At 60.2% G+C, this 15,704-nt stretch carries 14 protein-coding genes and 1 tRNA gene; 6 read left to right on the top strand and 9 right to left on the bottom strand.

The features are described from left to right. Window positions 1–12: 12 nt before the first annotated feature. From E2K80_RS04510 to E2K80_RS04480, 7 genes are all read right to left on the bottom strand, one after another. Window positions 13–873: a 50S ribosomal protein L11 methyltransferase gene (locus E2K80_RS04510; protein WP_135373183.1), complete on the bottom strand. Its 861-nt coding sequence runs from the start codon at window positions 871–873 to the stop codon at window positions 13–15. Between the two features lie 9 nt (window positions 874–882). Further along, entirely contained in the window at window positions 883–2,130 is a 1,248-nt protein-coding gene (locus tag E2K80_RS04505) for an MFS transporter (protein ID WP_135373181.1), read from the bottom strand. 188 nt (window positions 2,131–2,318) lie between these two features. Continuing rightward, window positions 2,319–3,014 carry a calcium-binding protein gene (locus E2K80_RS04500; protein ID WP_135373178.1) on the bottom strand — a complete coding sequence of 232 codons (696 nt, stop codon included), beginning with the start codon at window positions 3,012–3,014 and terminating at the stop codon, window positions 2,319–2,321. Between the two features lie 168 nt (window positions 3,015–3,182). Next, window positions 3,183–3,803 (bottom strand): 30S ribosomal protein S4, encoded by a 621-nt coding sequence (gene rpsD / locus E2K80_RS04495; RefSeq protein WP_135373176.1) that lies wholly within the window; start codon window positions 3,801–3,803, stop codon window positions 3,183–3,185. 219 nt (window positions 3,804–4,022) lie between these two features. Further along, window positions 4,023–5,090, bottom strand: coding sequence for a Hint domain-containing protein (locus E2K80_RS04490; protein ID WP_168193099.1), 1,068 nt, complete (start codon window positions 5,088–5,090; stop codon window positions 4,023–4,025). 94 nt (window positions 5,091–5,184) lie between these two features. After that, window positions 5,185–6,051, bottom strand: coding sequence for a lipid A-modifier LpxR family protein (locus E2K80_RS04485; protein ID WP_168193098.1), 867 nt, complete (start codon window positions 6,049–6,051; stop codon window positions 5,185–5,187). 260 nt (window positions 6,052–6,311) lie between these two features. Then, window positions 6,312–6,695, bottom strand: coding sequence for a hypothetical protein (locus E2K80_RS04480; RefSeq protein ID WP_135373169.1), 384 nt, complete (start codon window positions 6,693–6,695; stop codon window positions 6,312–6,314). An 89-nt stretch (window positions 6,696–6,784) separates the two neighbouring features. Here E2K80_RS04480 and E2K80_RS04475 point away from each other — a divergent pair, with 89 nt between their 5' ends. Next, window positions 6,785–8,341, top strand: coding sequence for a recombinase family protein (locus E2K80_RS04475; RefSeq protein ID WP_274379248.1), 1,557 nt, complete (start codon window positions 6,785–6,787; stop codon window positions 8,339–8,341). Window positions 8,342–8,763: 422 nt separating this feature from the next. Here E2K80_RS04475 and E2K80_RS04465 read toward each other — a convergent pair. Beyond that, window positions 8,764–8,839, bottom strand: a tRNA-Thr gene (locus tag E2K80_RS04465). A gap of 308 nt (window positions 8,840–9,147) precedes the next feature. On the opposite strand from E2K80_RS04465, the gene E2K80_RS04460 reads away from it, so the two are divergent. The 5 genes from E2K80_RS04460 (at window position 9,148) to E2K80_RS04440 (ending at window position 14,482) form a co-directional block, all read left to right on the top strand. After that, on the top strand, window positions 9,148–9,876 hold the full coding sequence (locus tag E2K80_RS04460; protein WP_135373167.1) for a GntR family transcriptional regulator: 729 nt from the start codon (window positions 9,148–9,150) through the stop codon (window positions 9,874–9,876). A gap of 94 nt (window positions 9,877–9,970) precedes the next feature. Then, a complete protein-coding gene (locus E2K80_RS04455) occupies window positions 9,971–11,968 on the top strand; it encodes an oxidoreductase (RefSeq protein ID WP_135373164.1) in 1,998 nt (665 codons plus the stop codon). Further along, window positions 11,965–13,272 carry an NAD(P)/FAD-dependent oxidoreductase gene (locus E2K80_RS04450; RefSeq protein ID WP_135373162.1) on the top strand — a complete coding sequence of 436 codons (1,308 nt, stop codon included), beginning with the start codon at window positions 11,965–11,967 and terminating at the stop codon, window positions 13,270–13,272. Before E2K80_RS04455 ends, E2K80_RS04450 begins: the two co-directional genes overlap by 4 nt. After that, a complete protein-coding gene (locus tag E2K80_RS04445; protein WP_135373160.1) occupies window positions 13,269–13,637 on the top strand; it encodes an ectoine synthase in 369 nt (122 codons plus the stop codon). The genes E2K80_RS04450 and E2K80_RS04445 overlap by 4 nt, the downstream gene beginning before the upstream one ends. Further along, the gene (locus E2K80_RS04440; RefSeq protein ID WP_238475657.1) at window positions 13,634–14,482 is read left to right on the top strand and encodes a creatininase family protein; all 849 of its coding nucleotides are present in this window, start codon (window positions 13,634–13,636) and stop codon (window positions 14,480–14,482) included. Before E2K80_RS04445 ends, E2K80_RS04440 begins: the two co-directional genes overlap by 4 nt. Before the next feature lie 307 nt (window positions 14,483–14,789). Here E2K80_RS04440 and E2K80_RS04435 read toward each other — a convergent pair whose 3' ends face one another. After that, window positions 14,790–15,704 carry a dihydrodipicolinate synthase family protein gene (locus E2K80_RS04435; RefSeq protein ID WP_135373158.1) on the bottom strand — a complete coding sequence of 305 codons (915 nt, stop codon included), beginning with the start codon at window positions 15,702–15,704 and terminating at the stop codon, window positions 14,790–14,792.

Here is a 15,704-nt window from a genome sequence, read left to right as displayed (position 1 = left end):
CTTTCCAGCCTTTCAGTGACCTAAGGTCAACGTGGCCCAATCGCCCAGTTCCGCCCGGCGGATCAGTGTGAACCCTGCCGTGACATAGGCGGCAATCACATCATCGGCCTGTGCCAGCAAAAGCCCCGACAGAATGACCCGCCCGCCGGCTGCGGAATGCCGCGCCATATCCGGGGCAAGGGCGATCAGCGGGCCTTTCAGAATATTGGCGAATATCAGGTCAAACGGCGCGGCTTCGACAAGCCGGGGATGATCGAACCCCGCCGCCTCGATACAGATCACGCAGTCACCCAGATCATTGGCCCGGGCATTGGCGCGGGCCACGTCAACCGCCACCTGATCAATATCGCTGGCCAGAACCGGCGCGGGCCAGGTTTTCGCCGCGGCCAGCGCCAGAACGGCGGTGCCACATCCGATATCTACGGTGTTTTCGGCCACGAACCCCTCGGATATCAGCGCATCCAGCGCCTCAAGACAGCCCTGGGTGGTGCCGTGATGACCGGTGCCGAAGGCCATCGCCGCCTCGATCAGCAAGCCCACCGCATCCTCGGGCAACAGATCCGCATCATGGCTGCCATAGACAAAGAACCGCCCGGCGGAAACCGGGTGCAGTTCGCGGCGCACCTGCGCCACCCAATCGGTTTCCGGCAATTCCGAGACCGCGAAATCGCGGGCGCCATGGGCCGCAGCCAGAAGCGCCAGCGCCACCTCATCCGGGGCGGCCTCGAAATACCCGCCCACTTCCCAGAGGCCCGAACCATCCTCAATCTCGAACACGCCCACACCGGTGGGCTCCAGCGCCTCAAGCGCCTCACTCAACGCATATGCGGCGGCTTTGCCGGGCAAGGTGGTCAGGGCTGTGAAGGTCGGCATCGCAATGTCCTATTCGGCAGCGGCCGGCAGGGGCCGCATAAAGACGGTTTCCTGCCCCGGTTGGGGGTGGCGCGGGATCAGAAGCGAAAACATCAGCGAAACGGCCGCCATCAGCGCCGCCAGCACAAAAACCGACATCGGCGAGCTGAGCCAGAGAAAGCCAAGGCCCACCGGCAAAAACACCGCCGCGATATGATTGATGGTGAACGCAACCGCCGCCGTGGGCGCGATATCCCCCGGATCGGCGATTTTCTGGAAATAGGTTTTGATTGCCAGCGCGAGGCTGAAGAATAGATGGTTGATCACATAAAGAGCGGCGGCCATCCATGGCCCCCAGTCAAAATAATACAGGCCCGCATAAAGCACAAAAACCAGCGTCAGCCCGGCATATTCAAAGATCAGCGCCGCGCGTTCCCCGAAGAACGCAACCGCCCGCCCCAGAACCGGGGCGACACCCATGTTGATCAGCAGGGTCGTCATGAACAGCCCGGTGATCTGATGCACCTCATAGCTGTAATGTTCGACCATCATGAAGGCAGCGAACACCACGAAAATCTGCCGCCGTGCGCCCGACATGAACTGCAACACGTAATACAGCCAGTAGCGCCGCCGCAGGATCATCTTTTTGGCCTGCGGATTGGGACTTTCGAATTGCGGATAGACAATCAGCGAAATCAGCGCGATGGCCGCTGTGACGCCACCGGCCAGCCAGTAAACCGTGTCATAGCTGAGATCATAGGCCCGCCAGGTCAGCACGATCAGCACATAGGCCAGAAGCGTCGCCGCCGAACCCATGCTGAGCAACCAGCCAAGCATCTGCGGTGCGGCTTTCTTGTCAATCCATTGCAATTGCAGGGACTGGTTGATCGTCTCGTAATAATGAAACCCGACCGAGCTGAGCAGGGTGACGAACAGCAACCCGCCAAGAGATGGGAAATGCGCGGTCAGGGCCGTGGCAAAGCCAAGCAGGATTAAGGCAACCAGACCCAGCACCTGCTCGCGGATCACCAGGATCAGGGCAATGACCCCGATGGCCAGAAACCCGGGGATCTCGCGCACCGTATGCAGCCAGCCGATGTCAGAGCCATCAAACTGCGCCATCTCGATCACGAAATTATTCAACAGCGCCGACCAGGTGGCGAAGGCAATGGGCATCGCACAGGCCATCACAAACAACAGCGTCTGAGGCCGCCGCCAGCGGGGCAGCGTTTTTGCCTGTTCCATCGTGATGATGCGGAAACTGTCGCCAAGAGCCATAGCCCGGCTCCTATCGCAGAACGAAGAGATTGGCGAGGGTGATCCCATGTTGCTTATAGCGGTTTGCGTTTGATCTGAATCGAAAACCGCTTTGATGCAGATCGGCGGTGGCAGATTGCACAGAAAAACCGTCTGTCATAAACCGCATCAAGCCATCCGGCCCGAGCGGTCTATGGCAGAAATTACCCTCAGAAGACGAAATCTTCTGCGCCCAAAGACCCGTCCAGACCGGTGAAGATAATCGTGTCACCATTGCCCAGATCCAGCAGCGCCTGATCTGCGGAATAGGTGATCAGCGCATCAATCTGATCAAAAGATGTAAAGCCGAAATTGCCCAAAGCCACCTGATCAGTACCAAGCTCGAAATTGTCGATCACGTCATGGCCATCACCTGCCAGAAAATAAACTATATCCACATCCCCATCGTCGATCAGAAAGATGAAATCGTCATCTATGCCGCCAGAGATATGGTCAGCACCGTCTCCCGCGTGGATCGAGTCATTCCCGGCCTCTCCGTAGAGGAAATCATTGCCATCATCCCCCACGACAACGTCATCACCCGCATTGGCATAGATCGTGTCATCGCCGAGACCCCCGAAGATCCTGTCATCCGCGTAACCGGCAGTGATCTCGTCATCACCGGCAAACCCATAGAGGTTTTGACCGATCCCGACTACGAAATGGTCGATTTCATCATCGCCGCCTGTGCCATGCACCTCTGTCGAAGAAGGGATGCCGCCGGGATAACCGTCATGGCTGCCATCTCCGATCGTCAGATCACGGGCGGGTTGAAAGATCACATGGCTGTAGATGGGGCCGTCATCGGTTTTGCGATCATCGGTGGTGACGTTGATCGCGGCAAACTTCCTGGCTATCGCATACATAACATGGGCTCCTTCGATTGGGATGTGTCCCTTATGGGTCGAAGGGCGGATGCCGCCGGTTCAAAATACTGCACCGGAACAAATGCAACGCATCACAGCAAAAGGGCCGCGCCAGTATCGGCACGGCCCTTATAGCAGAACACGGGGTGGGCAGCGCCCACCAAGCGCTTAGTTCTTGGCGTAATATTCCACGACCAGGTTCGGCTCCATATGTACCGGATAGGGCACATCGCCCAGGCCCGGGGTCCGGGTGAAGCTGGCGGTCATTTTGGAATGGTCGGCCTCGATATAATCGGGCACGTCACGTTCGGGCAGTTGCACGGCTTCCAGAATTGCGGCCATCTGTCTGGATTTCTCGCGCACCTCGATCACGTCGCCTTCCTGCACACGGTAAGACGGGATGTTGACGCGTTTGCCGTTCACCAGCACATGACCGTGATTCACGAACTGACGTGCGGCAAACACGGTCGGCACGAATTTCGCGCGGTAGACCACGGCGTCCAGACGGCGTTCCAGAAGGCCGATCAGGTTTTCACCGGTATCGCCTTTGACCCGCTCAGCCTCGGCATAGATGCGGCGAAACTGTTTCTCGGTCAGATCGCCGTAATAGCCTTTCAGCTTCTGCTTGGCGCGCAGCTGGATACCGAAATCGCTGAGCTTGCCCTTGCGGCGCTGGCCATGCTGGCCGGGGCCGTATTCACGGCGGTTGACCGGGGATTTCGGGCGACCCCAGATGTTTTCACCCATCCGGCGGTCAAGCTTGTATTTGGCAGACGTGCGTTTGGTCACGGCTGGTCTCCTTCGTTTTGAGCGGCTCTGCACATGATCCTAAAACCGGTTCACAGGTTTCGGGGCACAGATACCAATGAAGGGCGTTGTCCTTTGCCTTGCGGGATACCCCCGTTCCGGCCGACAGGCGATCCCTTGCGGGGGCCACCAACACCAATGGATATCCCGCCAGATATCCGGCGGAACAGAACGCGCCTTTTAGACGACCCGACGGGGGTGTCAATGGGCGGCGGCACTTGCCTTATGCATCAGAATTGCGGCCTCGGCCCGGCTGACCATACGCCGCGCCGCGGGGCCATAGCTGTGCGGGTCGTCCAGCAGGCCTGGCCGGGTTTCCAGCAACAGATCACGCTGATCTGTTTCAAGATGGCCCAACCCCATGAACCCGGGGTGAAAGGTTTCCACCTCCAGCCCGTTGGCCCAGACCACCTGATGCCGGTCCAGCATCAGATGCACATAGAAGGTTTCGCGCAAGGAATGGTCGACCGTGATGAACCGGTCCCCCACCAGATCAATGGCACGCACCAGAACCTCGGGTTCTGCCCAGAGATCCATCGCCGCGCGGCCCTTGACCAGAACGCGATGTTCCGGCGACACAATCAGGTCTTCATCAGGCCGGTCGATACCAAGCGCGCCTGCGCGCATGCGGATCGGTCGCTGATCGGGCATCGCGAACAGGCGGGCGCCCGACATCCGGCGGTGACCGGACCATAACACCTCTTGCGGGCCGTCATCGCGGGTCAGGACCCGGTCACCGGGCCCCAGATCCTCGATCGCAACCTCACCGTTTTCAGTGCGCAGCCGCGTGCCGGGTGTAAAACAGATGACCGAAGGCTGATCATCGCCCACAGGCGGCACAATCTTCTGGCTGGCCTGAATGATCGTCAGATTGCGCCCGACAGGCGGGATATCTTCGGGAAAAAGCAGGATCGGCAGGCGGCCATCGGCGGGCACAACCGGCACCGCCGTATAAAACCGCGTCTCATCCGACAAAATGAAAGCCCCGCGAAACAGCGGATCGGCATCATCGGCGGCCTGTTCCTCGGGCGTTGGTGTGGCCTGTTGCAGCATCTTGCGCACGACCCCGGCGGCGCGGGCGCGCAGTTCATCATGGTCGCGGCTGGCGCCCAACAGCATGACCGCATGTTCGCCCTCCAACGGCAAGGCACGCCCCTGCCAGCGCCAGGTCATCCCCTCGGCCAGGTCATCATTCTGCTCTGCCGGAAATCCCTCGATAAAGGTTTGCGCCCATGAAATCATGAACGCACCCCGAAAGCCCGTGCCCATCTGTCCCGCCTCATACGTGTTTTTATTCGGCCTTTTCAGCCTGTTCTGCGGAAAAATTAACAGAACACACAGATTTGGGGAAGTCTGATTATATCTAAAATATCCAGCCGATAGAGAGCGAGCCAACAAACTGCCCTTCGGGTTGACCGACAAATTCCTCGGACAGATAGGTCGCCCCGTAGAAAATATTCGCGTCATTACGCAGCCGGTAATTTATACCAAACCGCAAACGATAGCGGGTGTCTTCCACCTGGTATCCACGCTCTTCCGGCAGATATTTCGAACTGTCGACATAGGCGACATCACCCCCAAGAAGAAAGGAAAAATCCTTTCCTTCCAAACCATTAATTGCATTTACTCGCTGACCGGAGACCACGTCGCGCACCCGCAGGCCACCGTCGCCAAAGCCGCCGATTGTCACATCGACACCGGCGCGTATCATATCTTCGGCACCAACCTGAAGCTCAACAAACGGGCGTACCGACCCACGGGAAAATTGCAGATCTCGGGCAACTTCAAGCGTGCCATGCAGGTAAAATGCATTGTGGATCTGGAAATTGTCTATGTTGATCTGTTGCAGACCAACCACATCATGGAGCGCTGACTGAAACTCATCAATCCTGGTCTGTTCGCCCACCGCAATCAGATCGGCCCCAGCGGTCACGTCATATCCGTGGAAGTCAAAATGCAGATGGGCCCCGAAGCTGAGAATACCTGCATAGAGCCTGTCTGAGGGGCTGGGGTTTTGCAGATTATCAGGCGAGATGGCCTCCCCTCGGAACCGGTATTCAACCACATCGCCCAGATGCGGGGTCAGTTGCCCCTGCCATTCCGGGCCGCGAATGAAGGATAAGGCGTAAGACCCTGTACGCCAGCGGTCATTGTCGGGAAAATCATTGGTGATGACGGTGCCGACGCCAAGCGTCTGGCGCTGCTGCGCAAAGGCGGGGCTGAGAGTCATTAAAACAACAATGGTTATACCCACAAAACGCGCGACCAGTGACATGTATGAACGGCTCCGTATAAGACACCGTTATGCTAAATGCGGCGTAAGGCAGAATTATGATGAAATAACGACAGGTTTGTAGATTGCCCCATAGTATTGCCATTTCACTTTTGTAAGCCTTTGAATTCATTCAACCCAGATTTCGGCATTATATGTGGTTTTACCATTCATGACCCCATAAAACTGCCATTCAAGGGCAAAATCCGAAATTCTGGTCAATTACCTGTTCTGATCGGGTGTCCCTGCTCTTGAAGCGTACCAATTGCCTGCAGCATGGTTTCAAGTTCCGTTCTGACCACATCCAGGCTGGCAAACACATGCGCCTCGCTGCGTCCCGCAAGAGAGAGCACCGCTAAAAATACGGCATCAGAGTTTCTCATCAACTCGACCAGATGTTCTCCTGCCGGCGCATGAGTGCCTGAAATCCAGTTTCTCGCGGTCCGCTCACTTACGCCTGTCCACCGCATCGCCGTCTTGGTCGCCTGATGTGTGCCGCCCAACTCACTCGTCAATGCCCTCCAAACTGCGTCACGGTATTCTATCTGCGCGTTCTCTTTTGCGCCTCCATTTTGAAAAGTGTTGCCTGTCTTCGGAAACATCTTGCCGCCCTTCCCATGCTAAAAATGGAACAAGGAATCGCAAAGATCCCGCGCAGGTTTAAGAATTTGGATGATGGAGGGCCGCAGCATTGAGCTGGCCAGATGTTGATCAAGAAGAAGGAAATCGCCGCAAAGCTGCGCAATATGTCCGCATGTCGACGGAGCATCAGCGCTACTCGACAGCAAACCAAGCGGATGAAATCCGCCGATACGCCGATGAGCGCGGGTATCAGATCATCAAGACCTATTCGGATGCGGGAAAGAGCGGTCTGCGTATTCAAGGCCGCGCTGGCCTTACGCAGTTGATCGACGATATTGAAAGCGGCCGCGCCGACTTCAAGACCGTTTTGGTCTACGACGTCAGCCGCTGGGGTAGCTTTCAGGACGCTGATGAAAGTGCCTACTATGAGTATGCCTGCAAGCGAGCGGGCATTTCTGTCGAATACTGCGCCGAGCAATTCGAAAACGATGGCAGTACGATGTCAACTGTCGTCAAAGGCTTGAAGCGTGCGATGGCTGGTGAGTACAGCAGAGAGCTGTCGCAAAAGGTTTTTGCTGGCCAATCCCGCCTCATCGAATTGGGCTACAGGCAGGGCGGTGCGCCCGGATTTGGCCTAAGGCGCATGCTGATTGATGAAGCGGGCAATGCAAAAGGCATTCTAACGCGCGGCGAGCACAAAAGCATTCAAACAGATCGCGTCACCTTGGTGCCGGGGCCTGATGATGAGATTGCAGTTGTAAACCAGATCTTCGAGAGTTTTGTCCGCGACGGTCAAGCCGAGGCGGAAATCGCCGCCGACCTCAATGCGCGCGGGATCAAAACCGATCTGGACAGAAGCTGGACACCAACCGTTGTGCGCCAAATCCTTACCAACGAAAAGTATATCGGCAACAACATCTGGAACCGCAACTCATTCAAACTGAAGAAACGCCATGTCCGCAATGATCCCAGCAATTGGGTGCGCGCAGTTGGTGCCTTTGAAGCCATCGTCAGTACAGACCTTTTCGAGGCTGCGGGGGCCATTATCGGCGCACGTTCTCAGCGGATGTCTGACGAAGAAATGCTTGAAAGTCTGAAAGAAACGCTGGAACAACACGGATTTCTCTCTGGTTTTGTGATCAACGAAGCCGCAGGTCTACCGTCAAGCGGCGCGTATCAAAGCCGGTTTGGCAGCCTGCTGCGAGCCTACAGTCTTGTTGGTTTCAAACCGGATCGAGACTATCGCTACATTGAAATCAACAAACGCCTGCGTGGCGTCCATGCTGATATCGTAAGTGATACCATTTCTGGTGTTGAGGCGGTCGGCGGACTGGCCAATCGCGCCCCACAAACCGACATCTTAACGATCAATGACGAGTTCACAGTGTCTATTGTCATTGCGCGCTGCATGCAGACCGGCGCTGGTGCGTTTCGATGGAACATTCGCCTCGATGCAGGGCACTTGCCCGATATGACGATCGTCGTCCGGATGGGACAGATGAACGAGCTGCCACTGGACTACTATTTGCTGCCGACCTTCGACATGACGCAATCCAAGTTGCGCCTGTCAGAGAACAATGGTCTCTCGCTTGACGCATTCCGTTTTGATGATTTGTCACATTTCTTCGCGATGGCGGCACGCGCACCGCTTCTGGAGGTGGCTTGATGAGCGACACCGATCTCTGAGCCAGGCAAAACAAGCGAAAGCCTCAATCAAGCGTCAACACAAAGAGTTGGACAAGCAACAAGACACGCTTGTTGAACGCATGGTTGAAACGACGAATCCAAAGGTCATGGCGGCGCTTGAAAGCAAGATCGCGAAACTCGAAGAGGAGAAGCTTTTGCTCACGGATAAGCTGTCCCACACCACGAAACCCACACGCAGCCTCCGTGAAATTATCGAACTCTTGCGCGGCTTCCTCTCAAACCCTTGGAATATCTATGAAAACGGATCACTTCTCGTGAAGAAAACCATCATTAAAGCGGCCTTCAAAGCCCCATTGGCACATGACCGCCAAAGCGGCTATCGAACTCCGCAAACATCTGTAATCTATGAGTTTTTAGCGGATTTCACATTGAAATGTAAAATGGTGCCCCCACACGGACTCGAACCGCGGACCCTCTGATTACAAATCAGATGCTCTACCAGCTGAGCTATAGGGGCAAACCGTCTCTTCGTCTCTTTTCCGAGCAGGTTTTGGGGATATAGCAATCAACATTGATCTGATGCAACACAGAAAAAAGCCGCGACCGGCCTTTCGCGGCTCCGGCAGGTCAAAGGGCACAATGAACCGCGCCCATTCCCGCCCTTGACGCAAATGTCGGACCACATCTCCACCATGCGGGTTGTGCACAGCTTGTCCTTCCCTTCGTATCACTAATATCTTACGAAAGATGGTATTGAAAATCTCAGAGTCCTGCGAACCGCGCAGGCGGGTTTGACTATACACAGATCATATTGAGGGAGGACCGATGGACGACACACAGATATCGCCACGGGTCACTGGCAAACCGGGCCGCCGGAAACGGGCCGGCAAGGCCCCGTCGCTGACCGAAAAGGTCTATACCCGTCTGCGCAGTGAAATCCTCAGCTGCAAGCTGGAACCGGGAATGGAGATCTCGGAATCCGAGTTGGCCGACCGCTTTGACGTCTCCAAAACCCCGGTCCGGGAAGCGCTTGCCAGCCTGCGGCAGGAAGGGCTGGTGCGGACTTTTCCGCGCCGGGGCTATCAGATCACGCCGATCACTTTCGGCGATATGAATGAACTGTTCGACCTGCGCACAATCATCGAGGCGGGCGCGGCGGAACTGGCCTGCGAACATATCACCGATGCGGAACTGGATGAGCTGCGCGGTCTGGCCAATGTTGTGTATCTTCAGGGCGAAACCCCCACGATCGAGACCTTCATCGCCGCCAACCGCGATTTTCATCTGGCCATCGCGCGGGCCTCCCGCAATGCGCGGCTGCACGATATTCTGGCCAGGCAGATTTATGAGCTGGAGCGGTTCTTTTATCTTGGTGCACAATTGCGGGATGTGAATACCGAAACGAATACCGACCATATCGACATCGTCAACGCATTGGCCGCCCGCGACGGGGCCACGGCGCGGGCGCTGATGATCCGGCATAACGATGTTACCCGGCAGGGCCTGTTTCAGGCGCTGGCCACATCGCGCCGCTTCGGGTCGATCGGAATCTGAGACCGCGCGCAAAAGGGCAGAAACAGGTTTGACTTACTGAAATATCACAGCCAATATTTCTGAGACGTCCTGTAAGATTGCACCCGGAGCCACCATGCCCCAAACACCCGTTTCCACAACGGCCCCGCCTGATGGCGACCGGGCGGCAACGGCGTTTTCCACCCTTCTTTCACCGATCACTCTGGGTCGCCTGACACTCCGCAACCGCCTGTGCATGACCGGCCATGGCACCGGCATGCCCACCGACGGCACCCCGAATGACCGGATGATCGCCTATTACGAGGAACGGGCGCGTGGCGAGGTGGGGCTGATCATGCTGGGCTCGCAACAGGTGCATCCTTCCTCACCCGGGATCACCGGGCTGTTGTGCAACTATGATGCCCGTATCATTCCGGGCCTTGCGCGGCTGGCACGCCGGGTACAGGCCCATGGCACACGCATTTTCGGCTATCTGTCGCATATGGGGTTTGCCAGTTCCGCCCGCCCCGGGCCGCTCTGGTCCGCCTCCCCCGGATATGAGGAGAAATACGGAGAGGCCGCCCATGCCATGACCGGGGCCGAAATCATCGAACTGGTCGAGGCCCATGCGGATGCCGCCGCCCGCTGCATCGAGGCCGGGCTGGACGGGATCGAGATTCATTGCGGCCACGGCCTTCTGGTCCAGCAATTCCTGTCGCCCCTGACCAACAAACGCAGCGATGGTTATGGCGGCAGCGTGGAAAACCGCCTGCGCTTCGCAACCGAGATACTGGCGGCTGTCCGCGACCGGATCGGGGCGAAGGTGCCATTGGGCATCCGCTGTTCCGGGGACGAACTTGTGCCCGGCGGGTTGACCGGCGCCGATATGGCGCGGATCGTGCCGCATCTGGTGGCAGCCGGGCGGCTGGATTATGTGGATGTCAGCGCGGGCAGCGATGGCAATCTGGTGTCCAACATGCTGCATGAACCGCCCATGGGCCTGCCGCCCGGCCCGTTCCGCCCGCTGGCACGCCGCATCCGGGAGGCTGTCGATGTGCCCGTCATCCACGGCACCCGTATTCCCACCGCCGGTTTCGCCGAAGAGATGCTGGCGGCGGGTGACGCGGATATGGCCGGGATGGCGCGCGGTCTGATTGCTGATCCGCATCTGGCACGAAAGGCGCGGACCGGCCGGATGGCAGAGATTGTGCCCTGCATCGGCTGTGAACAGGCCTGTTTCGGGCGGCTGTTTCGCGGCAGGCATATCAGTTGCGTCGGCAACCCGGCGACAGGGCGGGAAAGACCATTTCACCAGGCCGATACCGCAAGGCATGTGGTTGTGGTTGGCGGCGGCCCGGCGGGGATGGAGGCCGCACGCCTTGCGGCGCTGCGCGGTCACCGGGTCACGCTGCTGGAACGCGGCGACCAGTTGGGCGGTCGCCTGAATCTCGCTGCCCTGCCACCCGGGCGTGCCGAATGGCGGCGTCTGGTCACCCATAAGGCGGCAGAACTGACCCGGCTGGGCGTGCGCATCATCTATGGCAAGGCCGCAGACGCGACCCGTATCGCGGGCCTCGCCCCCGATGCCGTGACCCTCGCCACCGGGGCGCGGCCCCGTCCCTTTGCCCTGCCCGGCGATGACAGCATACCGGTTCTTTCCCTGGATGCTGCTGTTGCGGGATGGGCCCGGGGGGCGGGGCCGACCGGGCGTATTCTGGTCGTGGATCAGTTGCACCGTGCCCCCGCCATCGCTGCGGCCATCGGCTTTGCGCAGGCCGGTCATACCGTCACTCTCTGCGCGACGACACCGCATGTGGGGCAACATCTGGAAATCCAGAACCTCACGCATTTCTACCGCGAGGCTCTCTCTGCCCGGGTGAACCTGCTGCCGATGGTCAAACCCGTTCGGATCGAGGGCGGGCAGGTGACGTTCGAGAATATCTTCACCCGCGATACGGCCCTCTCCATCGCCTTCGACAGCCTTGTTGCGGCGATCCCCGGCCTGCCGGATACGGCGCTGGCCGATGCGCTTGCACCCATGGGCATACCCGTCATGGTGATCGGCGATGCCTACGCCCCCCGCGATGCCGAAGCCGCACTTCTTGACGGGTTCAAGACGGGGGCGGCGCTATGAGCCTGCCCCCCTCCCTTTGGGCCGAGCTTGCCCCGCCCGCACCGGCCTGCCCGCCGCTGGAGGGCGAAACGCAGGCCGATCTGGTGATTATCGGCGCCGGGTTTCTGGGACTGTCAACCGCGCTTCACGCCGCGCAGGCGGGGCTGGATGTCCGCCTGCTGGAGGCGGCACAGCCCGGCTTCGGTGCATCGGGGCGCAACACCGGTTTCGTCGTGCCCAGCCTGAAATCGGGGCTGGGGCCGGCCGAGACACGCGCGCTTCTGGGCGACACCCATGCCGACCGCCTGTTGCGGCTTGTGGCCGGCTCCGGCGATGCGGTCTTTGATCTGATCGCGCAGCACGGCATCAAGGCTGCGGCAACCCGCAGCGGCTGGTTGCAACCGGGCCACAGCGCCGAGGCCGAAAAAAGGCTTCTGTTGCGCCTGCCCGACCTGCGCGACAGCGGCGTCGATGCGGCCTTCCTCGACCGGGACGAAATGCGGGCGCGCACTGGTCTGCCCGGTCTTCATGGCGGTCTGCGCGTTGCCTCCGGCGGGCAGCTTAACCCGCTGGCCTATGCGCGCGGCCTGGCCCGGGCGGTGATCGCCGCAGGTGCGCGGGTTCATGGAGAAACCGCCGTCACCGCCATGACCCCGCAGGGCAAGGGCTGGCGGGTCACAAGCGCCAAAGGGCAGATCGACGCGCGTCAGGTCCTGTTGACGACAAATGCCATGGTCGGGGTGCTTTGCCCCCGGATGCGGCAGTCAATCATACCGGTGAAGGTCTATCAGGTCGCCACGCAACCCCTGCCCGCAGAGATCCGCGCCCGTCTGCTGCCGGACGGGGCACCCGTGGCCGACACCCGCCGCCATACATTCGCGCTGCGCTGGTCCGAAGATCACCGCCTGCTGACCGGCGGCATGGCCCTGCCCCTGCCCGGTCGCGCGCACCGCGCGCGCCGCCGGTTCATCGCGCGCATCGCCGGCTTCGCCCCGGACCTGCCGCCGCTTGAAGCGGAATATCTGTGGTCAGGGACAATCGCCGCTACGCTTGACGCTTTGCCCCGGATGATCCGGCTGGAACCGGGTCTCTACGGGGCCATCGGCTGCAACGGGCGTGGCGTGGCACTGGCGACCGCGCTTGGCCGGGCCATTGCCGGGCTGATGTCAGGCCGAACCGCAGAGGCCGATTTCCCCCTGCCCGTCACCCCGCCGCGCGTCGTGCCCTTTTCACGGCTGTCGGGGCTGGGCCCTTATCTCTGGCTCCCCTGGAGCGAATTGCGCGACCATATCGACGCGCACCCCAACCGGAAGGCGAACACATGAGCGAACAGAAAATCCAATGGTCCCGGCAAGAGGATGTGGCCCTGACCTGGGTGCATGAGGGGCAGGAATTCAGCCACCGGCTGATCACCAACAAGCTGCATGGCGCACCGATGTCATTTCATATCACAACCTATATGCCGCATTTCGACACTATCGTCGAAGGTGACGGGAAACATGAGGTGATCCTCTACTGCCTGCATGGCTGGTCCGAGCAGATCGTCGAGGCCACGGGCGAGACGCACAGATTCAGGCCCGGCGACGCGATGTATCTGCCAAAAGACTATCGCTATCGCCATATCATCGGTGAGGCAGGGCTGGTGATCGCGGTCTGTGCCACCCCCTCCAAAGAAGCAGGTGACATGTGAGCGATACCCCGCTGATCTGGGCCTCCATGACCCGCACAGAGCTGGCCGAAGCCCGCGACCGCAAGGCTCTTGTTCTCGTGCCCACCGGGTCGATTGAACAACATGGCGATCATCTGCCGGTGGATACCGATGTTCGGCTGGCGACCGAGATGGCCACCCGCGCCGCCGCCCGGATGACGGACATGCCGGTTGTTGTCGCCCCGTCCGTGCCCTTCGGCTTCGCCCCGCATCATCTGAGCCTGCCCGGCACGATCAGCCTGCGGCTGGAGACCTATCTGGCGCTGCTGGGGGATATGGCCCGGTCGATCATCGGCGCAGGTTTCGGGCGGGTCATGTTCGTCAACGGCCATGGCGGCAATTCCGCGCCGCTGCGGGCGCTGGCGGGGCAGTTGATCACCGACGGGCTGCCGGTGGGAATGGTTGATTATTTTGCCCCATCCGAACGTGACTTGCCCGGATATCTGCATGGCACCCTGCCCCGCCCCGGCCATGCCTGCGAGCAGGAGACAGCCTTGATGCTTCATGTCTGCCCCGGGGCCGAGGCCGCAGATATCGCGGATCGCGTGCAGGGCCTGCCGCCCCGTGACACGCAGCCCTGGATCGCACCGGGCCATGAGGAGGATCCGATCACCGCGTTTGGCGCAGGCTGGGCCGCGATCTTTCAGGCAGATGATTGCGGGTATTTCGGCGATCCCGGCGCCGCCACGGCCAAGACCGGAGCCGAGATTGCAGAGATCACGGTTGACCGTCTGGCCGCCTTCCTGACGGCTTTTGCCCGCACCCCCCTGCGTCTGGGCGTGGCCAGCGACCCGGCGGCTCCACAAATCGCGCCACCGCTGGTCTGACCCGGCAGGTCGATCCGGTGCAGGCCCGAACGGCTACAGGTTTGCCAAAGCGTTTCGGGCAAGCCTTGGATCGAAGAAGCTACCTCTCGCCTTTGGCTCGAACGCGGTTTTCGATGCGGTCTATTCTAGAGCATCGTCCATGTAATATGCACCGCACATGCATTTCGTGGAGGGCATCGCCCGAACCGAGGGGCAGGAAGCGAAGCGCCCGCGCCCCGTGGGCGCGGCCCGGCGGTGCCGCCGGGCGGGAGCATGGTGCGGGGTGGTGAAGGATTTCAGGCCGAAGCTTTAGGGTAAACCCGAAACGCTATAGCCGGTCAGAAAGACGATCCATCAGCAGATCGACCTCTGCCGCCGACACCGCATCCAGCCCGCCTCCGGGCGCGCGCAGGGCGGGCGAGGCGATGGCGCTCCGCCGGGCCAGCACATGTTTGCGCACGGCAAGGCCCAGACCCGGTTGCGCCTCGTAGCGGATCAGCGGCAGATAGGCATCGAACAGATCCATCGCCCGCACCGCCTCCCCCGCCGCTGACAGGGCCACGATCTGCACCAACATCTCAGGATAGCCAAAGCCGGTCATCGCGCCATCAGCCCCACGGGCCATTTCCTCGGGCAGGAAATTGCCGCCATTGCCGCAAAGGATCGAGATGCGCCTCTGGCCCTCCGCCTCGGCCGCGCGGATGCGGCTGATCTTCGACAGGCCGGGCCAATCCTCGTGCTTGAGCATGACGATTGAGGGGTAATCCCTGATGATCCGGCCCAGCACCTCGTCACTGATTGCAACCTTGGTGGCCAGCGGGAAATCCTGCAGGACCACAGGTATATCCGCGCCCACTTCGCGCACCACATGACCGTAATAGGCGTGGATCTGCGGGTCGGTGGCCAAGCTGCCGGGCGGGGCCACCATCACGCCCGCCGCCCCCAGATCCATCACCGCACGGCCGAGAGACCCGATCGCGGCAAGCCCCGGGGCCGAGACGCCGACGACAACCGGTGCATCCCCCGCCCGCGCGATCACCCGTTCAGAGATCGCCAATGCCTCCTCCTGGGTCATTTTCGGGGCCTCCCCCATCATCCCCAGAATGGTCAGGCCATCGGCGCCCGCCTCCAGATAGAAATCCGTCACCCGGTCCAAACTGTCCCAGTCGATGGCCCCTTCCGGGGTAAAGGGCGTGACCGAGATGACAAAGACGCCCCGCGTCTTGCTGTGGATAAGGGCCAT

The organism is Rhodophyticola sp. CCM32 (assembly GCF_004751985.1).
In the GTDB taxonomy this organism is placed as follows: domain Bacteria; phylum Pseudomonadota; class Alphaproteobacteria; order Rhodobacterales; family Rhodobacteraceae; genus Rhodophyticola.
This window is presented reverse-complemented; position numbering and strand designations above follow the sequence as displayed.

Bases quoted from the DNA above. Each gene is read 5' to 3' on its own strand.
- E2K80_RS04455 (WP_135373164.1), top strand. From the start codon at position 9,971: ATGCCCCAAACACCCGTTTCCACAACGGCCCCGCCTGATGGCGACCGG.
- E2K80_RS04435 (WP_135373158.1), bottom strand. From the start codon at position 15,704: ATGGCCCTTATCCACAGCAAGACGCGGGGCGTCTTTGTCATCTCGGTC.
- E2K80_RS04500 (WP_135373178.1), bottom strand. From the start codon at position 3,014: ATGTATGCGATAGCCAGGAAGTTTGCCGCGATCAACGTCACCACCGAT.
- E2K80_RS04510 (WP_135373183.1), bottom strand. From the start codon at position 873: ATGCCGACCTTCACAGCCCTGACCACCTTGCCCGGCAAAGCCGCCGCA.
- E2K80_RS04445 (WP_135373160.1), top strand. From the start codon at position 13,269: ATGAGCGAACAGAAAATCCAATGGTCCCGGCAAGAGGATGTGGCCCTG.
- E2K80_RS04505 (WP_135373181.1), bottom strand. From the start codon at position 2,130: ATGGCTCTTGGCGACAGTTTCCGCATCATCACGATGGAACAGGCAAAA.
- E2K80_RS04480 (WP_135373169.1), bottom strand. From the start codon at position 6,695: ATGTTTCCGAAGACAGGCAACACTTTTCAAAATGGAGGCGCAAAAGAG.
- E2K80_RS04460 (WP_135373167.1), top strand. From the start codon at position 9,148: ATGGACGACACACAGATATCGCCACGGGTCACTGGCAAACCGGGCCGC.
- E2K80_RS04490 (WP_168193099.1), bottom strand. From the start codon at position 5,090: ATGGGCACGGGCTTTCGGGGTGCGTTCATGATTTCATGGGCGCAAACC.
- E2K80_RS04485 (WP_168193098.1), bottom strand. From the start codon at position 6,051: ATGACTCTCAGCCCCGCCTTTGCGCAGCAGCGCCAGACGCTTGGCGTC.
- E2K80_RS04450 (WP_135373162.1), top strand. From the start codon at position 11,965: ATGAGCCTGCCCCCCTCCCTTTGGGCCGAGCTTGCCCCGCCCGCACCG.